The organism is Massilia sp. LC238 (assembly GCF_000735635.1).
Lineage (GTDB): Bacteria > Pseudomonadota > Gammaproteobacteria > Burkholderiales > Burkholderiaceae_D > Telluria > Telluria varians.
The window spans coordinates 17,195-39,495 of sequence record NZ_JNNN01000031.1 but is presented as its reverse complement, the minus strand read 5'-3'; the positions used below and the strand labels follow the sequence as shown (position 1 = coordinate 39,495).

Here is a 22,301-nt window from a genome sequence, read left to right as displayed (position 1 = left end):
ACGCGACAAAACCCCCAACAATCCCTATCTTGCTCTGACTCAGGAAGGATGACGCGATTCGGGCATTGATCGCCACCGTCGTGTGGCGACGATCAATGCCCCGCGAAAATTGGCAACATTTGGCGAACTGAGCTACTCGGCCCGTGCCAACTCCTGTGCAAGGAACGGAGCGGTTCTGCTGCCAGGCGTTCGGGCCACCTGCTGAGGGGAGCCCGCCACCACGATGCTGCCGCCGGCAGCGCCTGCACCAGGCCCTACGTCGATCACCCAGTCGGCCTGCGCCACCGCGCGCATATCGTGTTCGATCATCACTACGGTATTGCCGGCATCGACCAGGCGCTGCAACTGCACCAGCAGCCGGTCGGCGTCCGACGCATGCAGCCCGGTAGTCGGCTCGTCGAGCACGTACAGGCTTCGGCCGCGCTGGCTGCGCTGAAGCTCGGTCGCCAGCTTGATGCGCTGCGCCTCGCCACCGGAAAGCTCGGTCGCCGGCTGTCCCAGGCGCAGATAACCAAGTCCGATATCGCGCAGCAGTTGCAGTGGCCTTGCCACAGCGTCTTCACCCGCGAAGAATTCGCTGGCTTCGTCCACGGTCATCTGCAGCACCTCGGCGATGTTGCGCCCGTTCCATTGCACCTTCAGCGTGGCCTCGTTGTAGCGTGCGCCATGGCACGTCGGGCACGGCGCGTACACGCTGGGCATGAACAGCAGTTCCACGCTGACGAAGCCCTCGCCCTCGCAGGTCTCGCAGCGTCCCTTGGCGACGTTGAACGAGAAGCGCCCGGCGTCATAGCGGCGGCGTCGCGCATCGGGTGTGGCGGCGAACAGCTTGCGCACATGGTCGAACAGGCCGGTGTAGGTGGCCAGGTTGGATCGGGGCGTGCGCCCGATCGGTTTCTGGTCCACCTGCACCATGCGCTGTATGGCGTCCACGTCGCCCGCCAGACGACCGCCAGTCGCTTCGATCACTGCCGGCCCTTCGCTGGTGGCGCTTTCGGCTACATCGTCTTCCGGCCCGTGGCCCAGGTGCAGCAGCACCAGCTCCGGCAGGGCCTGCGCGACGAGGCTGGACTTGCCCGAGCCGGAGATGCCGGTGACGGCCGTCAGCACGCCCAGCGGAATGCGTGCATCCACGCCATGCAGGTTGTGGCGGTGGATGCCCTGCAGTTCCAGCCAGCCGGTCGCTTCGCGTGCCCGGCTTCCCGGCGCGGGGATCTCCTCGAACAGATAGCGGGCGGTGCGCGATTCGGCAATCTTGCGCAGGCCATCCGGCTCGCCGCTGTAGAGCACGCGGCCGCCACGCTCCCCAGCATCCGGCCCGACATCCACGAGCCATTGCGCGCGGCGCATCAGGTCCAAGTCGTGCTCCACCACGAACACCGAGTTGCCGGCGTCGCGCAGCCGGTCGAGTGCGTCGTACAGGGCCTGGCTATCGGAGGGGTGCAGGCCCGCGGAGGGCTCGTCGAGCACGTACACGACACCGAACAGCAGGGAACTCAATTGCGTGGCCAGCCGCAGGCGCTGCAACTCGCCGGCCGAAAGCGTCGGTGTGGCCCGGTCCAGCGTCAGGTAGCCCAGGCCCAGCCCACGCAGTTGGCGCAGGCGTGCCATCACGCCACCGGCCAGGCGCTGCGCGGCGAGGCGCTTTTCTTCCGATAGCGCCGAGGTGCGGCGCACGTCGGGCGATACCGCATGGACGGCGCGACCGGAGGCCGCGCGTTCGGCACGGTCGCGTCGGGTCGCTTCCTTGTCCGTAGCCGCCCCCGCTGCATGGGCGCGGAAATCGCCCTGGGCGATGGGTTCGAGCAAGGCCGCCAACTGGTCCAGCGGCATCTGCATGAACGCGCCGATGTCCACGCCGGCGAAGGTGACCGACAGCGCCTCGGGCTTGAGCCGCTTGCCGTGGCAGGTGGGGCACGGTTTGCCCTCCATGAACCGGGACACGCGCTTTCTCATCAGCGCGCTCTGGGTGTTGGCAAAGGTGTGCATCACATACCGCCGGGCGCCGGTGAAGGTGCCCATGTAGCTCGGCTCCATCTTGCGCTTGAGCGCGGCGCGGGTTTCGGCGGGCGTGAAGCCGGCGTACACCGGCACCGTCGGTGTTTCCTCGGTGAACAGAATCCAGTCGCGATCCTTCTTCGGCAGGTCCTTCCACGGTCGGTCAACGTCGTAGCCCATGCTGACCAGGATGTCGCGCAGGTTCTGGCCTTGCCAGGCGGGGGGCCAGGAGGCGATCGCCCGCTCGCGGATGCTCAGGGAGGGATCGGGCACCATGATGGCCTCAGTCACCTCGTACACATGGCCCAGGCCGTGGCAGGTCGGGCACGCTCCCTGCGGCGTGTTGGGCGAAAAATCCTCGGCGTACAGCATGGGCTGGTTGGCTGGGTAGGCGCCGGCGCGCGAATACATCATCCGCACCAGGCTGGACAAGGTGGTCACACTGCCCACAGAGGAACGCGCGTTGCTGGAGCCCCGCTGCTGTTGCAGCGCCACCGCCGGCGGCAGGCCGTCGATCGCATCGACGTCCGGTACGCCGGCCTGGTCGATCAGTCGCCGCGCATAGGGGGCCACCGACTCGAAGTAGCGCCGCTGGGCCTCGGCATAGATGGTGCCAAAGGCCAGCGAGGACTTACCGGAGCCGGAGACACCCGAGAACACCACCAGCGCGTTACGCGGGATGGAGACGTCCACCTCTTTGAGGTTGTTCTCGCGCGCGCCACGCACCTGCACGAGGCCGCTGGCCGCAGCGGTACAAGAGGATTCACCGAAAGACTTGTTTGGCATGTTCTTATCTTGCAGTTCGTCCCGCTCAGGACGGGACTTCCTGAGTTCGGGTGCCGCGGCGGCTAGCTTCGAGCGCTGCGGTGACAGAGCGGGCGTCGTAGCTGCCGCGCAGGCGGCGACCCTCGACGAAGAACGTCGGCGTGGCGTGCGCACCGCTGGCGACCGCACTGGCGAGGTCGCGCTCGACACGCTCGATCACCGCAGGGCTGTCGAGATCCGCGATGAACCGATCGACGTCGAGCCCAAGCTCTGCGGCGTAGCCGATCAGATCCTCGCGCTCCAGCGCGTGCTGACGGGTGAACACGAAGTCCAGCCACGGCCAGAACATCCCCTGATTCGATGCCGCCTCGGACGCACGCGCGGCGATCGGCCCATGCGGGTGGTGCGGCAAGTGGCGCACCACATACCGCAGGTCGTCCCCGAAGTGGGCGCGCAGATCCTCCCAAGAACCGGTAGCGTGCGCACAGTACTCGCACTCGAAGTCCACGTACTCCACCAGCGTGAGCTGCGCGTCCTCTGGCCCGCGAATGTGATCGACCTCGGGATCGACCGGCGGCTCAAGCACCATCGGCAGATCGGCGTTCTCCTCACCCCACCTGCGAGCGGCAACCTTGAAGATGAGCCACCCGAGCAACGTGGCGAGCATCATCGACACGAGCACGCCGACCGTCGCCTGGCGGCCCAGGTCGGAGGTCGTGCCGAACGCGAGCCCGATGATGAGCAGCGACACGGTGAACCCGATCCCGGACAGTGCCGCACCACCGAACACGCTCCCCATTCCGACGCCCTCGGGCAGCCGGCCCAGGCCGAGACGGACGGCGACGAGCGTGGTGAGCCCGATGCCCAGGAGCTTGCCGAGCACGAGCCCCGCGATGACGCCCCAGGTCACGGGCGAGCCGAAGGCCTCAGCGAGCAGCCCACCACGCAGGTCCACCCCGGCGTTCGCCAAGGCGAACACCGGCACGATCAGCAGCGCTGTCGGCAGCCGCAGGAACTCGTGCAGCCGCTCGTTCACCGAGATACCCTGGGACAGCCCGCAGTCCACCGCGCGAGCCGATGCGGCACTCGGAGACTGCCAGAAGTCACGGAACAACTGTCTTGCCGCAACGACCCCGTGACGTTGCGTCGCATAGGCGGGGATCAGGAGCCCCGCGGCCATCCCGGCGAGGGAGGCATGGATGCCGGAATACACGGTTGCGAGCCACAGCACGATCACGATCAGCACATACGGCATTGCCCGCCACTGGCGGGTGCGCCCCAGTAACCACAACCCGACGAGACTGGCGAGGGCGATCAACAACGGGACGACCCGGATCTCCTCGCTATAGACGATGCCGATGATGGACACGGCGAGGAAGTCATCGACCACGGTCAGGGTGAGCAGGAACACACGCAATTCACCGGACAGCCGCGGACCGACGATCGCCAGGGTGCCCAGCATGAACGCCGTATCGGTGCCGACCACCGCACCCCACCCGTGCAGGCCCTGACCTCCGGCCAGCCCCACGAGCAGGACGTACACCAGAGCGGGAAGCACAACACCCGCGACCCCCGCGATCAGGGCGAGACCGGCACGGCTGCGATCCCGGAGCGATCCGTGGGCGAACTCCTGACGCACCTCCAGGCCGATCAGGAAGAAGAAGACGACCATCAGGCCGTCGTTGACCCAGTGATGCAGGTCCATGTGCAGGCCCAGCGGCCCGAAGTCAAACCCGACGTCCAGGTGCCACAACTCGAAATAGGCATCGGATAGCGGCGAGTTCGCCCACGCCAGCGCCACGACCGTGACGATCACCAGCAGCACCGCAGCACCAGACTCCGTGCGCAGATAGCGGGCAACGCGTCCCAGGCTGACATTCGCCGAGGATGCACCGAAAGAAGTGGCTGACATGTTCTTATCCTGTTCCTGTAGTTCGTGAAGTCGCGATGAGCCGGTTTCGGAGGCGACCGGTCAGGCGTCCGCCTCTGGCAGCGTCCCATCATCCAGCGAGCGCAGCCAAGTAAGCCATTCTCCCAGCCTGCGCTCAACACCTCTGTCCGTTGGCTGATACCAGCCCGGCCGCGCCACGCCCTCGGGAAAGTAGCTTTGCCCAGCGGCATAGCCGTTGGGCTCATCATGCGCGTAGCGGTAGCCTTCATGATATCCCATCTGCTTCATCAGCTTCGTCGGCGCATTGCGAAGATGGAGAGGCACAGGCAGGGAGCCGCTGTTCTTGACGAAGGTCTTCGCCTTGTTCCAGGCGGCATAGGCAGCGTTCGACTTGGGGGCGGCAGCAAGGTAGGTCGCCGCGTGGGCAATCGGTATTTCGCCTTCGGGGGAACCCAGCCTCTCATAAGCCAGCGCGGCATTGAGCGCCAGTTGCAGCGCCTGCGGGTCGGCATTGCCGATGTCTTCGCTGGCCACTACCACCATGCGGCGGGTCACCTGGCTGACGTCGCCGCTACCGTCAAGGTTGCGGGCCAGCCAATACAGGGCCGCATCAGGGTCGGAGCCCCGTAGCGACTTGTGGAAGGCTGAGAGCTGCCAGTAGAACTCGTCACCGCCCTTGTCGAACCTGCGCAGCGATGGACTGGTGGACAGCTTGGCGGACTGGCCATCGACCACGGTCTTGCCAGCGCCCGACGCCGCATTCGTCACCTGCTCAAGCAGATTGAGGAAGCGCCTGCCATCGCCATCGGCAAAGCCCTTGAGCAGATCCAGCGCGTCCGCGTCCAACGTGACGCCCTGGAGATGCGGCAGTGCGCGTTCGTAGAGCTGGTTCAGTTCGTCGCTGGACAGCGGTTCGAGGGTATAGACCTGCGCGCGCGAGAGCAGTGCGGAATTGACCGCCAACCCCGGATGCTCGGTCGTCCCCCCCACCAGGGTCAGGAGCCCCGACTCGACATGGGGCAGCAGGGCATCCTGCTGCGCCTTGTTGAAGCGATGGATCTCATCGACGAAAAGCACCGTCGATCGACCATGGTTGTCCAGTTCGGCCTGGGCCTCGTCGATGGCTTGCCGGATGTCCTTCACCCCGGCCAGCACGGCCGAGATGGCGATGAATCGGCTGTCGGTCGCACTGGCGGCCAGGCGCCCCAGGGTGGTCTTGCCCACGCCTGGCGGCCCCCAGAGGATGAACGAGTGCAACTTGCCCGCCTCGAACGCGAGACGCAGCGGCTTGCCGGGGCCGAGCAAGTGCCGTTGCCCGACGAATTCGTCCAGCGTCTTGGGCCGCAGGAGTTCGGCCAAGGGAGGCTTGGGCTTTGTCGTGAATAGATCGGTCAAGTTCCTCTCCCTGGCATTTCTGATAGTTGACGTTCCGATAAGGTGGGCACCTCAATCCAGAGAGCCGGATTTATCCAACGCCGTGGGCTCTTTGTCGGCAATCGCATGCATGATGATGCGAGAGCCGCGGTAGCCGATGCTGTGGTTCCATACCCAGCTCAAAGCGACACTGAGACGATTTCGCGTGCCGATCAGAAAGTAGATGTGCGCCAGCTTCCAGATCCACCACGCAAAGGCACCACGCAGCTTCACCCGCCCCATGTCAATCACCGCCAGGCTGCGGCCGATGGTGGCCAGGTTCCCCTGATGCCGGTATTTGAAAGGCCCGTCAGCGGGCTTGCCCTTCAAACGCCGTCCAATCAGGTTAGCGACGTACTTCCCTTGCTGTTTGGCGGCCGGGGCGATGCCCGGCACGGGCTTCCCATCGGCCATGGTGCACGAGGCTGTATCGCCGATGGCGAAGACCTCCGGGCGACCGGCCACCGTCAGGTCAGGGCCAACGACCACTCGACCAGCACGATCAGACGCAGCGCCCAACCAGCGAGCTGCGGGAGACGCCTGGACTCCGGCGGCCCAGACGATGGTCTTGGCCGAAAGGGGCTTGCCGCCATACACCACGCCGTCGGCCGAGCATTCGGTGACCGGAGTACCCAGCACGACCTCGACCCCGAGTTTTTCGAGTGCCTGGCGCGTATAGGCCGAAAGATCCTCTGGAAAGACCGACAACAGACGCGGGCCAGCCTCGATCAGTACAACCCGCGATGTGCTCGGGTCGATCGAGCGGAAGTCACGCGCCAGCGTGTCTCGTGCCAGCTCGGCGATGGTTCCGGCCAATTCAACCCCGGTGGGACCACCACCGATGATGACGAACGTCTGCAGCGCGGCACGCTGCTGAGGATCGCTCGTGCGCTCAGCTTCCTCGAAAGCCGCGAGGATTCGGCCCCGAATGGTCGTGGCATCTTCCAGCGTCTTCAACCCCGGCGCGAAAGCCCCCCATTCGTCGTGTCCGAAGTAGGCATGGGTAGCACCTGTCGCGAGCACGAGCGTGTCGTAGGTTTGCCGCATTCCATTGTTGAGAATGACCTGACGCGCGTCCTGGTCGATACCTTCCACTTCCGCCATCAAGGTGTTCACTTCCGGGCGATTTCGGAAGAGATAGCGAATAGGCCAGGCGATCTCGGATGTCGAAAGTGACGCACCTGCGACCTGGTAAAGCAAGGGTTGGAACAGGTGATAATTGCGCCGATCGATGATCGTCACATCGACCTCGACACCAGCAAGCTGGTTGGCAACCTCGATCCCGCCGAAGCCCGCTCCGATAATGACGACGTGATGTCGGTTTTTGGAGGTCTTTGTCATGACCTGATCTCCTCTCTCAGCGTTTCAGCGCCGATGCGTGGTGTGCCATATGCTCGCCAATGAAGCTGGCAATGAAGTAGTAGCTGTGGTCGTAGCCTGGGCGCAGATTCAACGTGAGCGGGTGCCCCGTCTCGTCGCAGGCTTTGCGCAGCAGGTCGGGCTGAAGCTGGCTCTCCAGGAACTCGTCGCCCAAGCCCTGATCAACCAGCAACGGCAAACGCTCCTGCACGGTGCGAATCAGCTCCACGGTGTCGTACTGCTTCCACACTTCCCGATCGCTGCCCAGGTACGCCTCGAAGGCCTTGTGCCCCCAGGGAACCTGGGTGGGGGCGACGATGGGCGAGAAGGCCGAGACGCTTCGATAACGGCCCGGGTTGCGCAGGGCGATGACCAGAGCGCCGTGTCCTCCCATGGAATGGCCGCTGATGCTCCGCTCCGCTGTCACGGGAAAGTGGGCCTCGATCAGCGCCGGCAATTCCTGCACGACGTAGTCGTACATCCGATGATTCGCAGCCCAGGGTTCCTGTGTGGCGTTGACGTAGAAACCCGCCCCCTGTCCGAGGTCATAGGCAGGATCGTCGGCAACGCCTTCGCCGCGAGCACTGCTATCGGGCGCGACGACGGCAATGCCATGTTCGGCCGCGTAGCGCTGGACGGCGGCCTTGGTGATGAAGTTCTGCTCGGTGCAGGTGAGGCCTGAAAGCCAGTACAGCACCGGCACCTTGCCGTGCTGTGCCTGCGGAGGCAGATAGACGCCGACCTTCATCGTGCAACCGAGCGTCGTGGATTCATGCTGATAAACGTCCTGCCAACCATCAAAGCTGGCGTGATGTTCGATGCGTTCCATGTAGTTCTCCTATGTTCAAAGGAACGGCGCAGCTCTCGCGCGCCAGGACGGCAGCTCGTCAGGAAGATTTCTCTTCCGCTGCCGTGTCGCCGTGGGCGTGTCTGATCCTGCGCACGATCCACCAGATCGTCAGCATCACCGCAGGCACCAGAACCGCCATCACCGGCGCCACGCTGTCGTGAACCATCGGAATGCCCTTGAGCAAATAGCCGAGAAGACTCACGACGTAATAAGAAATTGCCGCGACCGACAGGCCTTCGACGGTTTGCTGAAGGCGCAATTGCATCTTGGCCCGGTTGTTCATCGACGCAAGCAGATCGCGGTTCTGGCGTTCAAGCTCGACGTCGATCCAGGAACGCAGCAACGCGATGGCCCGGGTCAGCTTGTCGGAGAGCTTGGTCTGGCGCTCCTTTACGGATTGGCATGTCCGCATGGCGGGAGCGATGCGACGCTGCAGGAAATCCGCCCAGGTGCAGTACCCGGATACGGCCTCTTCCGAAAGCGCTGCCAGCCTTTCCTCGACGATCTCGTAGTAGGCACGACTGGCGCCGAAGCGATAGAGATTCGCCGCAACGCCAGCTTCCAGTTCGGCAGCCAGGCCGGTCAATTCGGACAGCAGCACGTCGCTGTCGCGCCGTTCCACCAAGCTCGTACACATCTCGTCGGTGATCGCCGCAAGGCGCGACTCCATGCGCCGCAGCTCCGACGTCATCGACCGCGTCAACGGCAAGGACAGCAACGCCAAGGTACGGTAGGTCTCGATCTCCAGCAGACGTTGAGCCAGCGCACCCGCCCGCGCCGGGGTCAAATCGCGGGCAAGGACGAGGATCTGCGTCAGGCCATCCTCATCCTGTCGGAAGTCGGTGAGGATGGCGGCAGAGCCGTTCTCCACCAGCGAGTAGCACAGGCTGGCAGGATCGAAGCGATCGGCCTCCTTCTCCGTTTCCGGCGTCCATGGAAGAAGTCTCAAACGGATGCCGGATACGACCGGGCCGGGAGGAACAAATCCATGCTTGAACGGATTTTCGCCGCACGGCTCTCCCGTCTCGGAATCCAGCGAAGCGCACCAGAGATACGTTGAGAACTCGGTGTGCTTTTCACAGTGCAGGTCTCCCTCATCCCATGTCATGCCGTGAAGCGGCGTAGCGTGGTCGGGCTCGGCAACGCCGAAGCGATGAGACAACTCACTCATCGCCATCTGATCCCTGGCCTGATCGCCTTCGGTCATGAAAGCGAGCTGCAATATGCCGCGGGGGGCCTGAATCAACAGATGCGGGCGCGCATGCACTTCACCCACGGCCGCAGCACGATCGGCATAGGCCGGCATGCCGTACACGGTGGCGGTCGGGGCGGGTTGTACGGTCGTCGCATTGATGTTGGCCGGCTCTTGCATAACGACCTCATTTCTCATTGGTTGAAAAACACGCTTCAAAGCAAATGCCCGCAGCCATGCGTTTCGCACATGGCTGCGGGCCGATCTTCATGAGCAGGCACCGCTCTACACGGTCCGTCTAATAGGCTCGCCGTATAGAGGCTTGTGCTGGCCCTTTCAGAACGCCCTCAGCTTCCTTGCTTTCAGACGAAGGTGTACGAGCAGACCTTGTTGCCCGCCGGATCACGCAGGTAGGCCGCATAGGCACCCGGCAGGTGACCACGTGCGCCAGGCTGGCCCTCGTCGGTGCCGCCTGCGGCAAGGCCGGCAGCATGGAAGGCATCCACTTCGGCGGGAGTGGCGGCCGCAAAGCCGATCGTCACGCCGTTGCTGGAGGGCGCTTCACCATTGCCCGGACGGGCGATGATGAAAGCCGGCTTTTCGCGACCGAAAAGTACCCATCCGTTGTTGAAAGGACCGAGGTTCTTGATGCCAAGAGCACCCAGAGCGGCGTCGTAGAACGCGACCGACTTCTGAAGGTCGGCAGCGCCGATAAAAATGTGCGAAAAGATGCCATCGCCAGAAATGACAGGAGTGGACATGATTAATTTCCTTGGTGGTTGGTGTTGAATGGGTAGTGGGCGGTCAGTAGTGGATCACCGTGCGAATCGACTTGCCTTCATGCATCAGGTCGAAGGCCTTGTTGATGTCGTCGAGGCCCATGGTGTGGGTGACGAACGGGGCGAGATCGATCTCGCCTTTCATTGCGTCCTCCACCATGCCGGGAAGTTGAGTGCGGCCCTTGACCCCGCCGAAAGCCGAGCCCTTCCAGGTGCGACCGGTGATCAACTGGAACGGGCGCGTCGAAATTTCCTTGCCTGCACCAGCCACGCCGATGACGATCGACTGGCCCCAGCCACGATGTGCTGCTTCTAGTGCCGAGCGCATCACGTTGACGTTGCCGATGCACTCGAAGGTGTGATCGACACCCCAACCGGTCATCTCGATGAGAACCTCGTGAATCGGCTTGTCGAAGTCCTTCGGGTTGAGGCATTCGGTCGCGCCGAAGGTACGAGCCAGCTCGAACTTCGCTGGATTGGTGTCGATGGCGATGATGCGACCTGCCTTGGCCTGGCGTGCCCCCTGAATCGCAGCGAGCCCGATGCCGCCGAGGCCGAAGATGGCCACAGAGTCACCCGGCTGAACCTTGGCCGTGTTGTGAACAGCGCCGATGCCGGTGGTCACACCGCAACCCAGCAGGCAGACATGCTCGGGATTGGCGTCCGGGTTGATCTTGGCCAGCGAGACTTCGGCCACCACCGTGTATTCGCTGAAGGTCGAGCAGCCCATGTAGTGGTAGATCGGCTGGCCGTTGTAGCTGAAGCGGGTGGTGCCATCGGGCATCACGCCCTTGCCCTGGGTGGCGCGCACCGCGACACACAGGTTGGTCTTGCCGGACTTGCAGAACAGGCACTCGCCGCACTCGGCGGTATAGAGGGGAATGACGTGATCGCCAGGCTTCACGCTGGTCACACCTTCACCCACCTCCACGACGATACCCGCACCTTCATGACCCAGCACGACCGGGAAGAGACCTTCGGGGTCGTCGCCCGACAGGGTGAAGGCGTCGGTATGGCAAACGCCGGTGTTCGTGATCTTGATGAGCACCTCGCCCTTGCGCGGCGGCTCGACGTCGATCTCGACGATTTCCAGCGGCTTTCCTGGCCCGAAGGCAACTGCTGCACGTGATTTCATGATGTCGCTTCCTTTACTAGCTAACTAAATTTGCCCTCACCGAGGGCACCCTGGTGCATCTACCGCAGGTAGGAGCGGACGATAGAGATGGTCTCGTCAATGGACTTGTTCTGCGAATCGCTCCTGATTTCGCTACTGGGAAACTCTTCCCGCAGATAGCTCTCCAGAACGGTTGCCATCAATCCGTTGACTGCCCCACGAACGGCCGCAAGCTGCTGAAGAATTGCAGGGCATTCCGCACCTGCATCGAGCGCTTGCTCAAGAGTCGCTACCTGACCTTTGATGCGCCGGATGCGCGTCAGGGCTTGCTTCTTTTCTTCCGGGCTGTGTGGCATCGAACACCTCTCTACTTGGGTACACCGCCCCATTATACAATACTCCACCATAGTATATGCGGCCGAACTTCGCCACAAATTCTGTGCTCTTCGAGCACTATTACAGGCTAGTACAGATTTGTTCCCAAGAAGCGCAAAACATTCAAATCAATGAATATTTCTTGCATGTATCGACAGCATCGGGGCAAGTTCAAAACCGGTCAAACTGGAAAAATCTATGCGCAGATAGATATGGCCTATCTAAGCCAACTCATCGAGCTGAAGCTATCAAGATGAGACCGGCTAGGCGACCTGACGACCCGAGTACCGAGCCTTCCTCAGTGCAGGCAACATCTGGCCGTCCCAGTCACGATCGACCGCAACCTGGGCCTGTTCCTGGTTTCGTTCGAGGGCTTCAACGTCCAGATCAGCAATCGCCCATGTCTGCGTGCCGCAAGTCGTCGCGAGAATGCCATCCTCCGGGAATCCGCGATCCATGGGTGCATAGATCGGGTTCTGTCGCGTTGTTGATCAAACGGCGGAAATTGGCCGAAAACGGAGCTGCGCCCCTCACACTGGACGGACCACTCCTGCCATCGCAGAAAATTGGTCGGCGAACGACATCGCCTCGGCGCCGTCGATCTCGAACTGACCTTTGCGGATCATGTGAATCAGCTCAATTCCAGCCAGCACCGAACTGGCGGACCGGAACGATTTGAAGTTGAGCATCGGCCTGGTCACCCGCTTAATAGCGCGATGGTCCTGCTCGACGATGTTGTTGAGGTATTTGACTTGGCGTACCGCAATCCGGACGTCGCGACCAGCGTTGACCTCGTCGATCGCCGCCTTATTGGCACCACTCTTGTCCATCGCGATCTTGTCGGGATTGCCGTTCGCACCCATCGCCTTTTCGAAGAAGCGCTTCGCTGCAGGCATGTCGCGCTTGGCCGTTAGCAGGAAGTCGACAGTCTTGCCCTGCTTGTCGACGGCGCGGTAGAGGTATTTCCAGACCCCTTTGACCTTGATATAGGTCTCATCCATTCGCCAGCTGCCACCGACGGGGCGCTTGTATTTCCGGGCCATCTTCTCGATGAGCGGCAGGAAACGAACCGCCCACCGGTTGATCGACGAATGGTCGACCGACACGCCGCGCTCTTCCATCATCTCCTCGAGGTGCCGGTAACTCAGCGGGTAGGCTGCATACCAACGGATGCAGACCAGGATCACGTCGATAGGAAAACGCATCCCTTTGAAGTTGAGCATATCGATTCGTCCTGGGTTCGGGCGCCGCAGTTTACCCGATTGACCCGTCGACGTTCCCTAATGCGACAGAACCCAACGGTGTTCGTCATACTCATCTTTCAAACAATACCGGCTACCGGCCGGCTGTCGGGCGCACGCGGCGCTTTTCCGATATCGTTAGGGAGCGGTTACAGCCAGGAACGCCGCTACGTATGCACTTAGTAATACGAACGCGCTGGTGCATAGGATTTTGATGCGACGTTCTTCCATTAAGAACGCCAATAAGCCACCAATGTGTATCGTGAACACCGCTACCCAAAACATTGCTTTGGATGCGACCGCATGTCGAAACGGAGCGCCCAATACGGCAACCATTGTATCGCTGTCATAACTATTCAGCTGATAGCCGAGCGATCCGGTGAGTACAACCGCGATCGCGATCCAAAGTGTGAATGTGTTTCCATTCTTTGTCCGTTGATATGTCATGGCTGCTCCTATTGCAGCCGGCACGATGCCAGCCTCTCAATGCCTCAGCCGCGTCGAGCGCGGCATGGTTACTGCTGGGTGTTTCCTTTAGTCCTGCTCGCGGTCAAAGTACCAGGCCGTCAAGCCGATCAAACCGCCTATCGCTCTTGCCCTTTTCCGCTGGTCTAGTCGTAGCTCGGCGGGGTTTCGCCGGCCACTGCTTTAAAACGTTCCTCAGCGTTCGCGGCGGTCCATTCGGTAAGCTCGCCGTGATCCATTTTCCGACCCTCCAGTTGGTCGTCGTTCATCATTTCGACGCCCATCCCGGCGTGCGCTATGCAGAACATTGCGAGCGCTTTCGGCTCTTGGGTTGACCGGACGCTGCCGCCGTCCATACCGCCGATGCTGGCGGCCACTTCAACCGACTGCATCGTTTCCAGGCACACGAGGTAATAGTAGGTGCTCATGCTTTTCCGTGCTTAGTCGTGGTTGACGACCAGGGCGCGCGATTGGACTAAGGCCGTGCATAGTCCTTGGTACACCGAGGGGGCGCTCGTCAGTAGACACGCTGCGAGGATGCCATAGGCCACGCTACCCATGGACAAGCGATCAAACGGCGTCGGCAACACGATGGCGTCCAGCGACGCCGTTATTGAGATTACCCACGGTGACGCGATCCAGAACACGAGAGCAACAACGACGATAACTGCCGTTGCGATTTGGCCTTTATCTGCTAGGCTCAATGGGACAGTCAAAGGTTTTCGCATCTACTTCTCCGCTTCGTTCGACGGGCCGACACCGTGCCAACCCTTTCAATGCCGATGCCCGCTCGACGGCGGGCTACGGGTGCTGCTGGGCCTTTTCCTCGGCGTCAGACTTCGTTCCAGTACCATTCCATCATCGAGAACGCAGCCTCCCGGCAAGCGTCATCCTTCTCTTTGTCGGTCATGCCTTCCCATTCGGCCCGGTCGAACTCCAGCTCGACCACGCACTCGCTGTTGATCTTTTGCGTGCTGATCGCCACGCGGATTTTGATTTTGTCGCTCATGTCGTTTTCCGGTCCAGTTATGCGCTCGCCAGCTCGCCGGCCAGGTTGGCGCGGCCAGCGGCGATCAGCTGCTCAATCGAAGCGCCCATCAGGATTTCGCACGTCTCGACCGACACCGGCTTGTCGTCAACGATGTCGCCGTTGGCGTCGAGGCGATCGGCAACCAGGTTGGTTGCGCCGGCGAAGGCCGGGACATTCGCCCATGCCGCATCGTCTTCCTCGCGGGTGATGAAACCGGCGCCGCCCAGCGTGATTACTTCATTGCTGGTCGTGTCGGCGTACACCAGGCGGATGGAGCCGACGCACTGCTGCTCGTTCGTATTCATGTGTCGCTTTCGTTCGCTGGACCGGCACCGTGCCTACCCTCTTAATGCCGTTGCCCGCTCATGGCGGGCTTCGGGTGCTGCTGGGCCTTTTCCTAGCTTTTCGTGCTCGTATTTCGATCGGCCATACTGTTTGATGACGCCGTTAAGATGGCACTGACCAATCGCTGGCGACCTGTTTGTCCTTTCATCGGTTGTGACGGCCGATTCCACCAAGATGTCGCAGGATGAGGAACGTCCAAGGTGTGGATACCTACTTGCTGCAACTGATCAGCCAAGCCAGCCTTTGCATGCTTCCATGCGAGTCTTGAAGCAAAGACGACCAATTGAGGTTCCAAGATCGAAACCACTTCGTTGACAACGCTCGTAGCTTCGATGACATCGCGTGGGTGGACCCTCAGCGATTTGCCGCTTTCTTCCGCTGGCCGTTGGAAATAGTTCATATACGCTATCGACTGCAACGGGCTGCCAGGCAAGGTCCCGACGACTCCACTAGCCCTAAGTGCGCTCGCCAACGAGTGGAAAATCGCTTTCGATTTACTTTTCTTACGGCCATTGATGGCATTGTCGAAAATTTTGCGCGTACAGATATAAGGTATCGTGGCCACACACGAGATGTTTCGGCCTTCGTACCACAGGTCAGGATGATTCGATGCCTCGGCTTGATCAACGTAATGGCTTTCGCCCAGGACTAAGATACGCAGAGTAGCGTTTCGGTAAAGATCACCGACTGCTACCATCATCTCCGGATAATGAGAGTAGTGTGAAATAGTGGTCAGTCGGTCGTCGAACTCTAGAGTGAGGCTTGTGTGGGACATACTCGTTTTTTCTTTCGCTAGGCAGCACTGCGCCGCCCTCTCAATGCCAATGCCGCGTCGAGCGCGGCGAAGGCGAAGGCGAAGGCGAACATGATAGTTGACGACGTATAGGGGAAGACTCTCCGAAATTCACACCGGCCGATCAACTAACTTTTCCGTCTTAAGCGTGTTCGAGCGGTCGGGCCGCGTCGGGAACACGAATTTCGATAAGGTTGTCGCGATCCTGGCCATACACATGGCTGTACTCCCCGCGATCAGCTTGGAAGCGCGGCCGACGCACACGGATTTTCGCGCCGCGAGGAAGCCACACCGTCACCCAGCGTTCGCCAATACTGGCGCGACAAATTTTCGGTGCCGGGTCTTCCCTCTCCCACGGCTTCCCCGGCGCTACGCGCCAGGACCAGTAGCAGTATGCGACCGGGGAGTAAGTAGGTGTGGCCATGTCGTTTTCCGGGACAGTTAGGGTGACGGGAAGACGATCTTACAATTGGCCGATACCGTCACTTCGTCGGCGTGCGAGTTCGTGTATGCGTTCCGCAGCTGCGAAACGTCCGACATCGCCACCACCAGGTTAAACGCCGTGTGGCAGTTTGGACATTGGTAAGGCAAGGCGCTCATGCCGAGTCGGACGGGAGCCGTTTCGGCATGGCCGCATTTCGGGCAATTTGGTAGCGTAATATTCATGCTCTTTTCCTAGCGCTACCGTACGATGCGTTGAACCGGAAATCCACGGTGCTCCGCGTGGCAATGCGCAGAGAGATCGGAAGCCAACTCCTGTACGATCTGCTTCAGGACCTCAGCGACAGAGAGGCCATTCTCACCTTTCTGGAGGATATAGTCCGAGTAAAAAAGCTGGTAGAACCACTCTCTCGAAAAGTACCGGGTCACGCCGTTCTGGATGAGCTGCTCGCCGTTTGCAGGAGCGCCAAGCGCATCGAGCACGTAGTCGAACATCTTGTCGCTTGAACAGAAATCATCAGTGAAACCAGCTCGCTCGAGCATTTCAGTCCGTCTCGCCTGGAACTCTACAAACAACATGATGTCGATCATGGTTTGCTTGTCGATCGTACGTCGTCTACTAACGACCCACGGCTCGGAATCTAGGTCTAACTCTGCTTTGGGCATATCCATATTTTTCCGTCCTGTTCAGTTTGCCGAGCTGGTGACCGGCTTCATCACCCGGACTAGCTGGTAGGCCCACTTGGCGCCATAGTCAATCGAGCCCATCGCATAACGCTCGGCCGCGGCTACCTCCTCCATCGTTGGAGGAACCAAGCCGAGCTTCTGCGCCTGGTGCAGGCATTCGCGGTGTACGGCAGCGCGCTCCGCTTTGACCCACTCTTCGACCTGTCGCGCCTTGCGCTTCGTCGCCTCAGCCTGAAAAGCTAGATAGATGCTTTTCGCAGGCTCGTTTCTTGGTTCGAATACATCAGACATGGTTCTCCTTGGCTTCAGTGGCCGAGCCAAACACGCTCAGCGTCTGCCCAGTCGTAGACCGTTTCAAGCCAGCCATTGAACATCTCGACGGCCTCGACGCCGTTTTCCAAGTCGCCAGCGAGGGACTCCACTGTGCACTGTTCCATCATCTCCACGGCATCAACGAAGTCGAAGTCACAATCTGGGTCAGTGCAATCGAGAACGGCCGCCGGCAGATGTCGGCGCAGCTGGCCCGCAATGCGGTTCGCCTTCGACGCGATCACGGCCGGATCTTCGCTGGTCTGGTCCTCACAGATGATCGACTTGATGTCGACCCGCCGAGGCCAGATCGGTTTGCCCGCAGCGCGAAGTGCTGCTGCGGCCTGGTGGTTCGCTACGATGGTCTCTACTGTTCGTGGCATTGCTATTTTTCCTTGGGTTCAGATGACTTTGCCACCGGCCGCCTTGATCGCGGCCTTCACAGCATCAGCAGACGCAGTCGGACACTCGATGACGATCGACACGGTATCCTGGGCTTTGCGCCATTTGCGGAAGTGACTGTCGAAGTTCACACTGCGATCACCACCTTCGTCTAAGAAAATCACACCTCCGTCGACAACCACTTGCGCATTGTCGGGAATGGTTTCGCGGGTGTAGTCATCGACCACTTCGCCGTTCACCGTCATGACGGTATCGTCGTGCCAAGCCCCATCGGGCCAGAACTTGTCGTCGTTGTAAAAACGCCAGAATTCGGCGCCAGTCGTTTTGATTGCCATCTAAGTCCTCTACTTCCAGCTAATCAGATCAGCTGGTACTTCGATACGGTAGTGCAGCTGCATCTGCGCCCTAAAGTCATCCCATGCAGCCGGCCCCGCGGGTTCGTGCGTGCAGTGCAAGCACTGGCTTCCTCCACCCATCTGTTCGATCAACGTCTTGTGCACGTCCAGACCGAACCTTTTGCTGAACCGCCCGATGCAAGATCCGTCAGCGCCGTTTACCCAGACCGTCCGTCCGTCCGCTGAGACATCGATGCAGTAATCAACTCCCTCGACCATGTGCGACCTACTGCGGCAGTTCCGCGCGCATCGAACGCGTCAGCATTATGATCCGAAGCGTTCCGTCCAGCTCGAGCGCGTTCATCAGGTCGTCGTCGACCTTGACGGCGTCAGCCGCGCCACTCGCACGCTTGGGCGCATTGAGCCACCAGCCTGTGCCGCGGTTGTACAGCTCGTAGCCGCCCCTCAACTGCTCGACGATCTGTTCCTTGTCCATCTTGCGTTTTCCACGTTATGTTCGTGCCGGTTACTATTCCGGCGCCTTCGTCAAAGCAGCCCCGGTCAGGGTTCGTTCGCTGTCACGTAGCCGTCGCTACGATTAGATGCGGTCTTGCATGACGTTTACCCGCATCAGCTAAAAGCCATTTTCTCCATGCTCACATGCTCGGCCTTGAAAGTTTTCCGAGGGTTACAGGGTTGACGTGCCCAGGCGTGCGAGCAGGGCCGCAGCCACTTCGCGAGCACGGCCGGCGTCGAGGTGCAGGCGTTCGCAGGCGTCCTGCCATCCCGGCCAGTTCACCAGGTTGATCGCCCCGTTTGCCGATCGATGGGTTCGTGCCCACTGCAACATACCGTTGATCTCGCCGCTGGTGAACTGCGACAGGATCGACTCAGCGCCGACCGATGGGCCGAGGATCATGACCGACGCTTTCGACACATCGACGTCGCTCACCTGTCCATTTGCTTTCTTGAAGAGCATGAGTTTTCCTTGATGAACGGTTAGAACGTGCTTATCGCGATCAACACGATCAACGCGACGGCCAGCGCGGCGGCGGTGTTTGCGAACGCCATGGCATCCTTGTGTCGTTCGATCGCGTCGCGTGAATCACCTGAGAGAAGCACTCGAAGATCGGGTTGTGACAATTGTTCGGTAGGCTTGACGAGAACCGCATCAAGCATACGCCGCTTCGCTGAGGCGGCCCTACAGACCTTCGCAAGACACATCACCGTACAAAGGGTCCAGGCGAGCCAAGAGAGGATGAGCATGGTTGTTTCCGTAATTGCTAGAGTTTCGTTTAGTTGCCGACCGGCTTTTCCTTTAGTTCGCCTGCAGCTTCATGCGGCCCACAGAACGCCGCACCGAAGACACGAATTCGATAGCCCATGCCGCCGGCTGCCGCCAGTATTCGATCACCTCAAGCGCGGCCGTGATGCTCGGCGCACGGCCCACGTCCAAAATCTCCGCAGCAATCACCGACCGGCGCGGATCGTCGTCCGTCACCTGGTCATCCGGGCATAGGCGCATATACACCGCAATCAGCTTTGCCTGATCGGCTGGAGTGATCGTGTCGGGGTCAGTAGGCTTCATCGGCTTTTCCGGTAGCGTTTAGATTGCGGGCCCAGGGACGACAGGATGTGGCTGTAGTACAGCGTCATACACACCTGCACGAGCCCTACTCACCATCGATTCAGGTGTTTCATTCGGCAAGCGCTGGAACGGTTGCTTGGTGCACCCCTCAATTTCGCCCCTGGCTGGCTTCAGGACTTCCCACACTGCATCAGCTTGCGATGGAACCGGATATCTCCAGACAGGCGGCCAAGGACCGTTGACGATATCGTTTGCCTTCTGGATGGAGTCTCGAGCGCTTTTCGGGAGCATGTTTTCCGGGGTCAGCCGGCCGAGGCCAGCGGTTCAATAAATTCGATATCGACTGCAGCGATGCGGCTGATGATCGGCTTCATGGTGCAGCAGCTGCAGGCCTCGAAGACCAGCGTTGAGCCGCGCGGCGATTGTCCGGTCACGGTCGCGATCGCACCCTTCGGGATGCTCACGTAGCCGTTGGTCAGTTCGCGCGTGGTGCGAACGGTGCGGCCGCGATAGTCACGCTTCAGTTTGGGATGCGGTACAACCTGCATAGCGGCTCGTCCTTTTCAGATATCAGGAACGCGAAGGGTCAGGCTCTGGAGATCCGTTCTTCAGACTTCCACCACTAATCTTTCGCATCAACGTCGCGATTTCGTTTGCAGCGACACTTTCATCAATGGTCATCCATGGAGCCACGCCGTGCCGATTCATCACATCGTGTGCAGCAGCTTCATCACGGAAAATGCTGGGCAGCATATCCGCGTCCTGGCCGATGTAGAAGAACGGCTTGATGTCAACTGGGCAGCAGAAACAGATCCGCGTCCCGATGCTCGATCTGTGGACGACCGGTTGCAGGCCAAATGCATCGGCAAACTCTGTAGCTTTTGCCCAGTTGAATGTTTGGGGTTCGTGACACCGATCAAAAAGTGGGATAGAGGAGCTCATTTTTTCCGTGATTCGTAGAGTTTCGTTTTAACTGCCGGACGGCTTTTCCTAGCTCATCAGTACATTTGTTTAGGTCAGGTCAGAAATGACCATGCTAACCCGACCAGCCCTATCGCATAGCCCACTAATGCAATTCGCTCACGTTGCTTACCTGGGCCAACGCCGATAGCTAAGACCCCCAACAGGAAGATTGCAACTACAAATGCTGCTAGAAATGGCGTGGACATTGTTTTCCGTAGTTAGACGTGCTCGCCGGCCGCAGCAGACTTCAGCGCATTGAAAAATTCGTTGTTCGCGCTCAGCCAGTGTTGCAGACCCGGCTCGTCGTTGAACAGCGTAGGCTGCCGGGTCGTGATTGCCGCGACGATTTCTTGATGCTCGCGAATGCGTTTTTCGACGCCGCCACCGCTACGCTCGATGACCGCTGCAACGGCGCCAAGCTGGCGGCGCAAGTGGCCGATTTCTTCCGCTAGGTGCAAATGATATTCGTCCATACTTTTACTGGACTGGTACTGCCGACGTACCGTGTAAGCAAGTACCGCGATGATCGTGCATGCGACGGCTGCGAGAATAAAGTTCATATCTTCTGTAACTTCTAGGGTTTCGGTTTGAACGCTCAGCGGCTTCGTTTGAATCAGTCAGTGCTTAATCACCCCTCTGCGGCAGTTTCAGCGTCACGGCGTTCGCATAAGGCGACTCGAATTCGCCTGTGCACTTCGTTGTCGCGGCGCACAGCCTGCAGCTCGCGTTCGCTCAACTCTCGTCCAGCCGATACCGTCGTTGCGGCTTCCAGCAAAACGTGCTGGCCGGTCATATCAAACACTCGCGTCACTGTGGTTCGCACCTCGTCGTTGACTGAGACATCCATCTCCAACTTTCCGACTGCATCGGGATTCAAGTAGGTATTCCCGAAAACACGAATCAACATTGAATTCTTCCTTGTCGGCTTCCGGCCGGTTCGGGGCACTAGGTTAGCACCGCTCTCAATGCCACAGCCGCGTCGAGCGCGGCGTGGGTAGTGTTGGGCCTTTTCCGTCTCAGTTAAGGTGTTTTCTCACCGTGCCCATAAACATCATTATAGTAACGCTACGTTACTATGTCAACGCGATCACGAGTTTATCGAGCTTATTCTTCGTAAGGTCGATACCCAAACCTGACAACTCATCTTCAAGGACTTTGCGCATCATGTAGCGCCTCACTGCCACGGGGCAGCGTTCGAGCTCGAAGTTTCGCGATGCTACGACTGAGGGCCAATTGTGTTTGTAGCTCGTGCCGGCCGCTGCGTTCAAGTCAGTAAGGATGTCGATTAATGACCGCCCAGCTGCGCGTTCTAGCGTCATCCACCGCTCGAATAGTCCTTGTATCGGTTTTGTCATCAGCCACCTATCGCTTACGCCCTACAAACTCACGTGAAACATGCGTTGCTACCTGACGCTTAGTTTCGCGAAGCGAATCTACCTCTTCGCGGGACAACACCCGAGTCGTTCCGACTGGCGCCCTCCGTTCCCCTTGAACGACATACTGAACAGATTGGCCTCTACTGTTCAGTATCCGCTGCTTCGATGCGATCGCGGATTCTTTCGCCTGTTTCAGTGTTGATGAGGTAACGACTTTCGGAGGCCGTAAGGCACTCAAATCCGAAGCCGAAACGCTCTTTCCACCATTCTTCGAGTTGACCATGTTTGTTCCTTAGCTCAATAAGTTGTTCAGGCCGTTGATGCAAATATGCCGAGTGCGGCTTGCCAGTTAGAGTCGTTGCGCACAGCACGAGCCCGCCTTGCTGTTGAATATGGCCGCGCAAGTTCGCAATCGTCCCGCCCTGCCCGATGAAGTCGTCCACAATGACAAAAACTTCAGGCTTTACAATCCCCTCAAAGAACGCTTGTTTCGCCAGTCTCGAAAAGCCGCTGGCTCCGGTATGATTGACCACGTTCGCTTGCACAACGTCTCGTTCAACTTCCCAGTCGAGCATGTGGCCCAACTGAGA

General features: G+C 60.1%; 28 protein-coding genes. All 28 read right to left on the bottom strand.

The genetic code is table 11. The annotated features are described in order from the left end of the window. Positions 1–132: 132 nt before the first annotated feature. Positions 133–2,784 carry an excinuclease ABC subunit UvrA gene (locus FG94_RS08000; protein ID WP_036209524.1) on the bottom strand — a complete coding sequence of 884 codons (2,652 nt, stop codon included), beginning with the start codon at positions 2,782–2,784 and terminating at the stop codon, positions 133–135. Between the two features lie 25 nt (positions 2,785–2,809). Further along, positions 2,810–4,675: a Na+/H+ antiporter NhaA gene (gene nhaA / locus FG94_RS07995; protein WP_036209522.1), complete on the bottom strand. Its 1,866-nt coding sequence runs from the start codon at positions 4,673–4,675 to the stop codon at positions 2,810–2,812. 60 nt (positions 4,676–4,735) lie between these two features. Beyond that, positions 4,736–6,049 (bottom strand): replication-associated recombination protein A, encoded by a 1,314-nt coding sequence (locus FG94_RS07990; RefSeq protein WP_036209519.1) that lies wholly within the window; start codon positions 6,047–6,049, stop codon positions 4,736–4,738. 51 nt (positions 6,050–6,100) lie between these two features. Continuing rightward, positions 6,101–7,408 (bottom strand): NAD(P)/FAD-dependent oxidoreductase, encoded by a 1,308-nt coding sequence (locus FG94_RS07985; RefSeq protein WP_036209517.1) that lies wholly within the window; start codon positions 7,406–7,408, stop codon positions 6,101–6,103. A gap of 16 nt (positions 7,409–7,424) precedes the next feature. Further along, positions 7,425–8,255 (bottom strand): S-formylglutathione hydrolase, encoded by an 831-nt coding sequence (fghA, locus tag FG94_RS07980; RefSeq protein WP_011871465.1) that lies wholly within the window; start codon positions 8,253–8,255, stop codon positions 7,425–7,427. Positions 8,256–8,313: 58 nt separating this feature from the next. Next, the gene (locus FG94_RS07975) at positions 8,314–9,648 is read right to left on the bottom strand and encodes a DUF3422 family protein (RefSeq protein WP_023106334.1); all 1,335 of its coding nucleotides are present in this window, start codon (positions 9,646–9,648) and stop codon (positions 8,314–8,316) included. Positions 9,649–9,830: 182 nt separating this feature from the next. Then, on the bottom strand, positions 9,831–10,229 hold the full coding sequence (locus FG94_RS07970) for a VOC family protein (RefSeq protein ID WP_017514589.1): 399 nt from the start codon (positions 10,227–10,229) through the stop codon (positions 9,831–9,833). A 43-nt stretch (positions 10,230–10,272) separates the two neighbouring features. Next, positions 10,273–11,382, bottom strand: coding sequence for an S-(hydroxymethyl)glutathione dehydrogenase/class III alcohol dehydrogenase (locus FG94_RS07965; RefSeq protein WP_007182549.1), 1,110 nt, complete (start codon positions 11,380–11,382; stop codon positions 10,273–10,275). A 59-nt stretch (positions 11,383–11,441) separates the two neighbouring features. Beyond that, the gene (frmR, locus tag FG94_RS07960; protein WP_007182548.1) at positions 11,442–11,717 is read right to left on the bottom strand and encodes a formaldehyde-responsive transcriptional repressor FrmR; all 276 of its coding nucleotides are present in this window, start codon (positions 11,715–11,717) and stop codon (positions 11,442–11,444) included. 549 nt (positions 11,718–12,266) lie between these two features. Continuing rightward, positions 12,267–12,959, bottom strand: coding sequence for an IS6 family transposase (locus tag FG94_RS07950; protein ID WP_081925863.1), 693 nt, complete (start codon positions 12,957–12,959; stop codon positions 12,267–12,269). A 156-nt stretch (positions 12,960–13,115) separates the two neighbouring features. Next, positions 13,116–13,424, bottom strand: a complete 309-nt coding sequence (locus tag FG94_RS27170) for a hypothetical protein (RefSeq protein WP_152570895.1) — start codon at positions 13,422–13,424, stop codon at positions 13,116–13,118. A gap of 164 nt (positions 13,425–13,588) precedes the next feature. Then, positions 13,589–13,870 carry a hypothetical protein gene (locus FG94_RS07945; protein WP_036209494.1) on the bottom strand — a complete coding sequence of 94 codons (282 nt, stop codon included), beginning with the start codon at positions 13,868–13,870 and terminating at the stop codon, positions 13,589–13,591. Between the two features lie 404 nt (positions 13,871–14,274). Next, positions 14,275–14,451, bottom strand: a complete 177-nt coding sequence (locus FG94_RS27625; RefSeq protein WP_161783949.1) for a hypothetical protein — start codon at positions 14,449–14,451, stop codon at positions 14,275–14,277. A gap of 17 nt (positions 14,452–14,468) precedes the next feature. Next, the gene (locus tag FG94_RS07935; protein ID WP_036209486.1) at positions 14,469–14,777 is read right to left on the bottom strand and encodes a hypothetical protein; all 309 of its coding nucleotides are present in this window, start codon (positions 14,775–14,777) and stop codon (positions 14,469–14,471) included. Between the two features lie 92 nt (positions 14,778–14,869). Beyond that, the gene (locus tag FG94_RS27165) at positions 14,870–15,592 is read right to left on the bottom strand and encodes a hypothetical protein (protein WP_152570894.1); all 723 of its coding nucleotides are present in this window, start codon (positions 15,590–15,592) and stop codon (positions 14,870–14,872) included. 699 nt (positions 15,593–16,291) lie between these two features. Further along, positions 16,292–16,642 (bottom strand): hypothetical protein, encoded by a 351-nt coding sequence (locus tag FG94_RS07930; RefSeq protein WP_152570893.1) that lies wholly within the window; start codon positions 16,640–16,642, stop codon positions 16,292–16,294. 96 nt (positions 16,643–16,738) lie between these two features. After that, positions 16,739–17,029, bottom strand: coding sequence for a hypothetical protein (locus FG94_RS07925; RefSeq protein ID WP_036209480.1), 291 nt, complete (start codon positions 17,027–17,029; stop codon positions 16,739–16,741). Positions 17,030–17,043: 14 nt separating this feature from the next. Then, positions 17,044–17,430 (bottom strand): hypothetical protein, encoded by a 387-nt coding sequence (locus FG94_RS07920; RefSeq protein WP_036209477.1) that lies wholly within the window; start codon positions 17,428–17,430, stop codon positions 17,044–17,046. 18 nt (positions 17,431–17,448) lie between these two features. Continuing rightward, complete coding sequence (locus tag FG94_RS07915; RefSeq protein WP_051996333.1) at positions 17,449–17,784, bottom strand: hypothetical protein; 336 nt, start codon at positions 17,782–17,784, stop codon at positions 17,449–17,451. A 286-nt stretch (positions 17,785–18,070) separates the two neighbouring features. Then, positions 18,071–18,280: a hypothetical protein gene (locus FG94_RS07905; RefSeq protein ID WP_036209470.1), complete on the bottom strand. Its 210-nt coding sequence runs from the start codon at positions 18,278–18,280 to the stop codon at positions 18,071–18,073. A gap of 192 nt (positions 18,281–18,472) precedes the next feature. Then, positions 18,473–18,763: a hypothetical protein gene (locus tag FG94_RS07900; protein WP_036209467.1), complete on the bottom strand. Its 291-nt coding sequence runs from the start codon at positions 18,761–18,763 to the stop codon at positions 18,473–18,475. 20 nt (positions 18,764–18,783) lie between these two features. Then, on the bottom strand, positions 18,784–19,050 hold the full coding sequence (locus FG94_RS07895; RefSeq protein WP_036209465.1) for a hypothetical protein: 267 nt from the start codon (positions 19,048–19,050) through the stop codon (positions 18,784–18,786). Between the two features lie 52 nt (positions 19,051–19,102). Beyond that, a complete protein-coding gene (locus FG94_RS07890; RefSeq protein ID WP_036209462.1) occupies positions 19,103–19,372 on the bottom strand; it encodes a hypothetical protein in 270 nt (89 codons plus the stop codon). A 302-nt stretch (positions 19,373–19,674) separates the two neighbouring features. Further along, positions 19,675–19,920, bottom strand: coding sequence for a hypothetical protein (locus FG94_RS07885; protein ID WP_036209459.1), 246 nt, complete (start codon positions 19,918–19,920; stop codon positions 19,675–19,677). 22 nt (positions 19,921–19,942) lie between these two features. Further along, on the bottom strand, positions 19,943–20,314 hold the full coding sequence (locus FG94_RS27160) for a hypothetical protein (protein ID WP_152570892.1): 372 nt from the start codon (positions 20,312–20,314) through the stop codon (positions 19,943–19,945). A gap of 239 nt (positions 20,315–20,553) precedes the next feature. Further along, positions 20,554–20,895, bottom strand: a complete 342-nt coding sequence (locus FG94_RS07880) for a hypothetical protein (protein WP_036209457.1) — start codon at positions 20,893–20,895, stop codon at positions 20,554–20,556. Positions 20,896–20,963: 68 nt separating this feature from the next. Then, complete coding sequence (locus tag FG94_RS07875; protein ID WP_036209454.1) at positions 20,964–21,242, bottom strand: hypothetical protein; 279 nt, start codon at positions 21,240–21,242, stop codon at positions 20,964–20,966. A 609-nt stretch (positions 21,243–21,851) separates the two neighbouring features. Further along, a complete protein-coding gene (locus FG94_RS07865) occupies positions 21,852–22,286 on the bottom strand; it encodes a phosphoribosyltransferase (protein WP_051996332.1) in 435 nt (144 codons plus the stop codon). Between the last annotated feature and the right edge of the window lie 15 nt (positions 22,287–22,301).